A 7,976-nucleotide genomic window follows, 5' to 3' on the forward strand; every position below is an offset into this window, starting at 1 on the left:
TGGGGCTGGCAGGGAAAATGGCTGAAGAGTCGTCCAGGATCGATGCGGGGGCGGGACCCGGGCCGCGACAGGCGGCACCCGCCGACGGCGACGTGCCGTTGCTGCGCATCGACAAGGTTGCCAAGAAGTTCGGTACCTTCCGCGCCGTGGACGGGGTCTCGCTCGACATCGCCGCCGGCGAGTTCTTTGCGCTGCTCGGCCCTAGCGGCTGCGGAAAGACCACGTTGCTGCGCATGCTGGCCGGTTTCGAGACGCCGGACGAAGGCCGCATCCTGCTGGGAGGCAGGGACATTGCGCAGGTCCTGCCGCACGAGCGCCCGATCAACATGATGTTCCAGAACTACGCGCTGTTTCCGCATCTGTCGGTGCGGGACAACATCGCCTTCGGTTTGAAGCGGGCCGGAATGGCGCGGGGCGAGATCGCGGCGCGGGTTGCCGAAATGGTTGCGCTGGTGAAGCTCGATGGGCTGGAGAAGCGCAAGCCCGATCAGCTGTCCGGCGGCCAGAAGCAGCGCGTGGCGCTGGCACGTTCCCTGGCCCGCCGTCCGCAAGTGCTGCTGCTCGACGAGCCGCTGGCCGCGCTTGACAAGAAGCTGCGCGAGAGCACGCAGGGAGAACTGATGGAGCTGCAGCGGCGGCTCGGCATGACCTTCATCGTGGTCACCCACGACCAGGAGGAGGCGATGACCATGGCAAGCCGAATCGGCGTGATGGATTCCGGCCGGCTCGAGCAGGTCGCGACCCCGCACGAGCTCTATGAGGCGCCGAATTCGCGCTGGATCGCGGGGTTCGTCGGTGACGTCAATCTGTTCGATGGCGAGATCACCTCGCGCGACAATCATCGCCTGACCATTGCGACCCGCGATGCCGGGACGCTCGTCGTGGCGGAGCCGCGCAATCCCGTGACGAAGCCCAATGTTTCGGTGGCGATCCGTCCGGAAAAGGTGAAGCTTTCCCTGCGCGGCCCGGCTACCGACGCCATCAACGGGTCTTCGATCAACCGGCTGGATGGCGTCGTCGCGGAGGTCTGCTATCTCGGCGGCAGCACGAACTACAAGCTGAAGCTCGACTCCGGCTCGCATCTGCGCTCCTCGATCGCTAACACCGCGCGGATCGATATCGACGCCTATGGCGTCAACCAGCACGTGGTGGCCTGGTTCGCGCCCGACGACTGCCTGGTGCTCGAGCAATGAGCGCCCGCCGCATCTTCGCCCGCCCGGCGCGCCTTGCCGCCATCGCGCCGTATCTCTGGCTGCTGCTGTTCTTCCTGGTGCCGTTCGGCTTCGTGCTGAAGATCAGTCTGTCGCAGACCGCCATTGCGCAGCCGCCCTATACGCCACTGTTCGACCTCGGCGGCGGCTGGACGGAGATCAGGTCGGCGTTCGCGGCGCTTTCGCTCGACAATTTCAAGCTGCTGGTCTCGGATGATCTCTACGTGCTGTCCTACGTCCGCAGCCTCTACGTTGCCGTTGCCTCGACCTTCATGCTGCTGCTGATCGGCTACCCCATCGCCTACGGCATGGCGCGGTTGCCGAGGCGATGGCAGGCGGTGGCGATGGTGCTGGTGATCGTGCCGTTCTGGACCTCCTTCCTGATCCGCATCTACGCCTGGATCAACATCCTGCAGCATGACGGCCTGCTCAACCAGATCCTGCTTGCGCTGCGCCTGGTCCCTTCGCCCGTCGTGTGGCTTTCCACCGACAGCGCGATGTATCTCGGCATCGTCTATTCCTACCTGCCGTTCATGATCCTGCCGCTCTATGCCACCCTCGCCAGGATGGAGCCGGCAATCGAGGAGGCCGCGGCCGATCTCGGCGCGGCGCCGTGGCAGGTGTTCTGGCTCGTCACCTTCCCCTTGTCGCTGCCGGGCGTCGCCGCCGGTGCGCTGTTGTGCTTCATTCCGATCATTGGCGAGTTCGTCATCCCCGACCTGCTCGCCGGCTCCAACGCGCTGATGATAGGCCAGACGCTGTGGCTGGAGTTCTTCACCAACAAGGACTGGCCGGTGGCATCGGCCACGGCGATCGTGTTGCTGATCGTTCTGCTCGTCCCGCTCCTGCTCTATGAGAGATTACAGCGGCGCCAGCTCGAGGAGGCGCGATAATGGCCCGCCGCCGGGTGTCCTCCTTCAACATCGCTTCGCTGGCGCTCGGGCTCGCGTTCCTGTACCTGCCGATCGTCATCCTGGTGATCTATTCCTTCAACGCCTCGCGTCTGGTGACGGTGTGGGGCGGCTGGTCGCTGCGCTGGTACGCCGAGCTGTTCAACGACGATGCCATGATCGAAGCCGCCTGGATGAGCCTGCGCGTTGCCGGGGCGTCGGCGACCATTGCGACCGTGCTCGGAACCTTGGCGGCGGTGGCGCTGTCCCGCGGCGAGCGCTTCAGGGGCCGTACGCTGTTTTCCGGCATGCTCTATGCGCCGCTGGTGATGCCGGAAGTTATCACGGGGCTGTCGCTTCTGCTGCTGTTCGTGGCTCTGAACGCCGAGCGCGGCTTCTGGACGGTAACGATCGCGCACACCACGCTGACCATGTGCTTCGTCGCGGTCGTGGTGCAAAGCAGGCTTGCCTCGCTTGACCGCAGCCTGGAGGAAGCCGCGATGGATCTCGGCTGCGATCCGGCTCGCGCCTTTCTGGCCGTTACGTTGCCGCTGATCGCGCCGGCGATCGCCGCCGGCTGGATGCTGGCGTTCACGATTTCGCTCGACGATCTCGTGATCGCAAGCTTCACGACCGGCCCGGGTTCAGCCACGCTTCCGATCCGGATCTATTCCGAGGTGCGGCTCGGGGTGAAGCCGGAGATCAACGCCATTTCCACGCTGATCGTCGGTTTCATCGCAGTCATTATCGTCGTGGCCTCGCTCGCCTCAAAGCTGTCCAGCGCTCAAGGCGAGAACGCCGCGCCGCTGTAGACGCATCTCGCCGCCGAGGTTGGTCTGGATTTGCTTCGTCGCTTCGCGCCTCGCAACGAAGAGACTCCTGGAGCGGAACAGCAGCAGATCAGTTCTGCTTGGCGCTGTCGGCCGAAGGCAAGGGCGTCGGCTCGGCGTCGGGCACTGCCTGTTTGGTGCCGGTAAACCGTTCCAGCACCGAACGCACCGCATCTCGGGTCTTGCGATCCTTGACCGCGTCAAGCAGCGGCGCGGAGGCAGGCGAGCGGCGGATCAGGCTTTCCGGATCGGGAAAGATCAGGGGATCATCCCACGGACCCTGCACCACGAACGGCAGTTCGAAGCCGGAGGCGCCATTCAGGCTTGCCACGCCCTTCAGGTCGTATTCGCGCGAGGGCACGGAGGCGGTGCCGGTGAGCGTGATGCGCGCGGCCGGTCCCTCGACGCGGACGTTCTCGGCGGTCGCGATGCCGTCGGCAAACTTCACCGCGACGTTGAGGTTGTCGTAGGGCGTCGAGCCGTTGCGGAAATTGCCTCCGCCGGACAGCGGACGACGTTCCAGCCGCTTCAGGAGCTGCTCGACATTGAAGCCGGAGATCGCGCCGTCATGGCCGGTCAGCGTGGCGGTGCCGTCGAGCGACTGGGCGAGGCCGAATGGGCTCGAGCCCGAGGCCACCAGCGAGACGCTGAGGTTGCCGCGGCCCGACAACTTGCTGACGCCGAACAGCTCGCTCGCACAGGACTGCAGGTCGACATCGGTGAACTGGAACTGGGCCTTGACATCGGCGACCGCATCGGAGCGCGCGACGCCGAACGAGCCCTTGGCGATGCCGCCATAGACCTGCGCCTCGGCGACGCTGAGCGCGAGCGCGCCGCCGCGCAGATTGGCGCCAATCGCGGTGCGGCCGAGCTTGGATGCCCCGATCGTCACCTTGGCTGCCGACAGACGCATGTCGAGGTCGGTCGAGGACAGCGCGTTGAGGTCGAATAACTGCCGGTTCCAGTCGCGGGCGCCGCTGGCCAGGAGTCGGAACGTGGAAATATAGGGCGTGAAATCCAGCGCGTCGGCCGCAAGCGTCGCCTGAAGCGTCTGCCGGCCGTTGTTGGAATAGGTCATCACGCCCTCGGCGACATTGCCGTCGAGTTCGACGTTCACATTGGTGAGCGCGAGCGAGCCGCCGACCACGTTGGCGCGCGCCTTGAGCGCGAAACGGCCGAAGCCGCCGCTGCCGGGTGTGGGCTGGCCGGTCCAGCGCAGCGCGTTGCGCAGCGACGGGCTGTCGATCGTGAGGGTGCCTTCCATCATCGCGCTGGTGCGGTTGGCCACGCTGCCGTCAAAGGCGAGCTTGAGGGGGGCGCTGGCGATCCGCGCCTTCAGTCCGGAACGATCGCCCGACAATGCGGCGAGGAAATCGCCGAAGCTGATCGAGCCGTCGACACGCTCGCCGCGCCAGTCAAATTGCCCCGTTGCGGCGAACGAGCGCGAGATCGAAGGCCAGGCCAGCGAAAGGTCGATGTCATCGAGCTTTTCGGAAGCGTGGTTGGCAGCGTCCTCGTAGGTGAGCACGCCGTCCTGGACCCTGATCTCCGAGAACGAGACCTGGTTCTCCGCGCCCGGCTTCATGGTGCGCGCGATGGTCTGAATGAAGGGTGTCCAGTTGCTCTCGCCGTCGGCCTCGAGGATGACCCGGATCTGCGGCCGCAGCAGCATCAGGTCGGAGATCTCGAACCGCTGCAACAGGAGCGGCAGAAGCCGCAGATTGGCGGTGAGCACGTCGACATGCAGCGCGGGATCGGCGGTGCCGCCGCCCTTCAGTCGGACGTCGTGGAACGAGACGTAGCTGGCGGGCAACACCGATATGTCGATCGAGCCGCCCACAGAGAGCTCGAGACCGGTCACGGCGCGGATCTGGGCTTCGACCGCGGCGCGCAGCGCGTCGCGATTGATCAGCCAGGAGGTGGCGATCAGGCTGATGAGCGCCAAGCCGAGCAACGCCGCGAACGGCGTCCCGAGGCGCTTCATTCCTTGGGCCATCGTCAACGGCATGTCCTGATCGGCTTGGTTGTTGGATCGCTGCAAAGGGGCGGGCCAGGAGACCTGCGCCCCACGCCCAACCTACTCACCTTGATGGGTTTTCTTGTCGCTTTCAAGGCCACTGCCAAGTTCTGCCCTTGGGTCTCGCGAGGGCTTCTAGCACGGGGGAAGGTCGGGAAAACCCCGTATCATTGACGCCTTCCGGCGATTTCGCCTAATAATCCCGCCGATCAAAGGCCAAAGGCCTCCCAGCAAGGTTTCCTGCATGAACAAGGTCTATCCCGACGCCAAGTCGGCCCTCGAAGGCATCCTTAAAGACGGCATGATGATCATGTCCGGCGGTTTCGGCCTGTGTGGCATTCCCGAGACCCTGTCCGACGCCATCCGCGATTCCGGCGTCAAGAACCTGACGTTCATCTCCAACAATGCCGGTGTCGACGGCATCGGGCTCAGCCGCCTGCTCGAGACGCGCCAGATCAAGAAAATGATCTCGTCCTACGTCGGCGAGAACAAGCTGTTCGCCCAGCAATACCTCGCCGGCGAACTGGAACTGGAATTCAACCCGCAGGGTACCCTTGCCGAGCGCATCCGCGCCGGGGGCGCCGGTATTCCGGCCTTCTTCACCAAGACCGGCGTCGGCACGCTGATCGCCGAGGGTAAGGAGGTGAGGGAATTCGACGGCGAGAAATACCTGATGGAACGCAGCCTGTTCGGCGACATCGCCATCGTCCATGCCTGGATGGGCGATACCGCCGGCAACCTCGTCTATCGCAAGACCGCGCGCAATTTTAACCCGATGATGGCAACTGCGGCCAAGATCACCGTCGCGGAGGTCGAACATCTGGTGCCGGCGGGGCAGATCGACCCCGATCACATCCATACCCCTGGCATCTTCGTGAAGCGCATCGTCCAGGTCGGTACTGCCAAGAAGCACATTGAATTCCGCACCACCCGCCCGCGCACTGCGCAAGCCGCAACGGGAGTAGAAGTCTGATGGCCTGGACCCGCGAACAGATGGCCGCGCGCGCCGCGAAGGAATTGCGCGACGGCTACTACGTCAATCTCGGCATCGGCATTCCGACGCTGGTCTCGAATTTCATCCCCGAGGGGATAGAAGTGAACCTGCAGAGCGAGAACGGCATGCTCGGCATGGGGCCGTTCCCTTTTGAGGGCGAGGAAGATCCCGACCTCATCAACGCCGGAAAGCAGACGGTGAGCGAATTGCCGTCGACGAGCTATTTCTCCTCCGCCGATTCCTTCGCCATGGTGCGCGGCGGCCATATCGACCTGTCGATTCTCGGCGCGATGCAGGTGGCCCAGAACGGCGATCTCGCCAACTGGATGATCCCGGGCAAGATGGTGAAGGGCATGGGCGGCGCCATGGACCTCGTCGCCGGTGTCAAGCGCGTCGTCGTGGTGATGGAACATTCCGCCAAGGACGGACCGAAGCTGCTCAAGAAGTGCAACCTGCCGCTGACCGGCGAGCGCGTGGTCGACATGGTGGTGACCGATCTTGCCGTCTTCACCATCGACAAGCACGGCAAGGACGGCATGGCGTTGATCGAACTCGCCGACGGCGTCACGCTGGAGGAGGTCAAGGCGAACACCGAAGCCGAATTCCGAGTGGCGCTCAAGAACGCGTAGGTCCATCGCAATGGGGCGCGTATGACGATACGGTCTGCGCGCCCCGAAGACGCCGAGTTCATTGCCAGGACGATCCTGTCCGCGCAGCGCGGCCCCAGGCCGCGCGGATGGTTCGATATTGCGCTCGATTGGCCTGAAGCACAGTGCCTGGACTTCATCGCGCGGATCGCGGTCGCGCGCTCGGCTTCGTGGTGGCACACGTCCCGGTTCCTGATTGTCGAAATCGACGCCAAGCCCGCCGCCGCTCTCTGCGCGCTGCCCGCGGCCGGTACCGGCGCCGCTGCATGGCATGCGATCGACGAGGTCGCGACCGAGATCGGGCTCACCGCATCCATTCGTCGACGCGGCGCCTATACGCGCTCGTGCTGGGTTCAAGGCGGCGAGGGCGATTGGCTGATCGAGCACGTCGCAGCGCATCCATCCTATCGTGGCCGCGGGCTGGTTCAGGCGCTGATCGACCGCGCACTGGTTGCTGGGAAAGCGGCCGGCTTTCACCGCGCCTCCATCTCGTTCCTGATCGGCAACGAAGCCGCCGAGCGTTGCTACGCCAAGGCCGGATTCAGCTTTGCGGAAGAGAAGCGCGATGCCGGATTCGAGGCGCTGATCGGCGCGCCGGGATTTCGCCGGTTCGCGCGAACGATTTGATCGGCCGCTGTAGAGTTCGCTCCTCCGCTTGGGCCAAACGATGTTCGGGACGCGCTTCAACACATCCGTCTTTGCGAGGAGCGTGAGCTCCGAAGCAATCCAGACTATCTCCGCGAATGCAGTCTGGATTGCTTCGCTTCGCTCGCAATGATGCTGGTCTCAATTCCTCATCCTGAGGAGCGCCTTTGCGCGCGTCTCGAAGGATGAAGGCCCCACTGCATTGCAACAGCCCCGCGGCAACAGCCGGGCCTCGCCCTTCGAGACGCCGCGCTCACGCGCGGCTCCTCAGGATGAGGTGATGGAGTGTTGGCGCGGCAAGATCCTGTTCAATTTTCAGACAGCAGACGCGACTTTGCATCCTCGCGGCGCTTGGCGTCCGAGTTATGCTTCAAGCTGACCCTCTTCAGAACCGAGGGCGCAGGGAAGGCCGGGTGCCGGCTGACACCCGCGGTCCGTGCGCGAAACGCACACGGTTGGACCACAGGGCAGCCGAGAGCATCCCGGCCTTCCCTGCGCGGTTGGTTTTAACGGCTTATGTCGTGATCTCCCCGGTGAGACGAGCTCTATTGCCACCGTCGCCGCGCGGATTTTCGGCGCCTCACACCCGGTCGGGGTGAATCGCCTCCGCGCCGCTTGACGCCAGCTTCGGGCGCCAGGACCACACGATTTGGCCGTCCGCGCACATCCTCGCCCGGCGTTCGACGGCTGGCGTGTGCTCACCCTCGAAGCCGAAGCGAAGACGCTTTCAGCGCCGTTCGTC

General features: G+C 64.7%; 7 protein-coding genes. 6 read left to right on the forward strand and 1 reads right to left on the reverse strand.

Features of this window, described 5'->3' with window-relative positions:
• The first annotated feature begins 17 nt into the window (after positions 1 to 17).
• From HY852_RS21740 to HY852_RS21750, 3 genes are read left to right on the forward strand one after another with little or no spacing between them, the layout of a single operon-like run.
• Positions 18 to 1,193 (forward strand): ABC transporter ATP-binding protein, encoded by a 1,176-nt coding sequence (locus tag HY852_RS21740; RefSeq protein WP_291606945.1) that lies wholly within the window; start codon positions 18 to 20, stop codon positions 1,191 to 1,193.
• Complete coding sequence (locus tag HY852_RS21745; RefSeq protein ID WP_291606946.1) at positions 1,190 to 2,104, forward strand: ABC transporter permease; 915 nt, start codon at positions 1,190 to 1,192, stop codon at positions 2,102 to 2,104. Before HY852_RS21740 ends, HY852_RS21745 begins: the two co-directional genes overlap by 4 nt.
• A complete protein-coding gene (locus HY852_RS21750; protein ID WP_291606947.1) occupies positions 2,104 to 2,913 on the forward strand; it encodes an ABC transporter permease in 810 nt (269 codons plus the stop codon). Before HY852_RS21745 ends, HY852_RS21750 begins: the two co-directional genes overlap by 1 nt.
• 88 nt (positions 2,914 to 3,001) lie before the next feature.
• On the opposite strand, the gene HY852_RS21755 is transcribed toward HY852_RS21750, so the two are convergent.
• Positions 3,002 to 4,927, reverse strand: a complete 1,926-nt coding sequence (locus HY852_RS21755; protein ID WP_291606948.1) for an AsmA family protein — start codon at positions 4,925 to 4,927, stop codon at positions 3,002 to 3,004.
• 265 nt (positions 4,928 to 5,192) lie between these two features.
• Between HY852_RS21755 and HY852_RS21760 the strand changes: the two genes are divergently transcribed.
• From HY852_RS21760 to HY852_RS21770, 3 genes are read left to right on the forward strand one after another with little or no spacing between them, the layout of a single operon-like run.
• On the forward strand, positions 5,193 to 5,921 hold the full coding sequence (locus tag HY852_RS21760) for a CoA transferase subunit A (protein WP_291606949.1): 729 nt from the start codon (positions 5,193 to 5,195) through the stop codon (positions 5,919 to 5,921).
• Complete coding sequence (locus tag HY852_RS21765; RefSeq protein WP_291606950.1) at positions 5,921 to 6,571, forward strand: CoA transferase subunit B; 651 nt, start codon at positions 5,921 to 5,923, stop codon at positions 6,569 to 6,571. The genes HY852_RS21760 and HY852_RS21765 overlap by 1 nt, the downstream gene beginning before the upstream one ends.
• Positions 6,572 to 6,592: 21 nt before the next feature.
• Positions 6,593 to 7,216, forward strand: coding sequence for a GNAT family N-acetyltransferase (locus tag HY852_RS21770; protein WP_291606951.1), 624 nt, complete (start codon positions 6,593 to 6,595; stop codon positions 7,214 to 7,216).
• Positions 7,217 to 7,976: the final 760 nt, after the last annotated feature.

The sequence above is a fragment of the Bradyrhizobium sp. genome (assembly GCF_016213215.1).
Classification (GTDB): domain Bacteria; phylum Pseudomonadota; class Alphaproteobacteria; order Rhizobiales; family Xanthobacteraceae; genus Bradyrhizobium.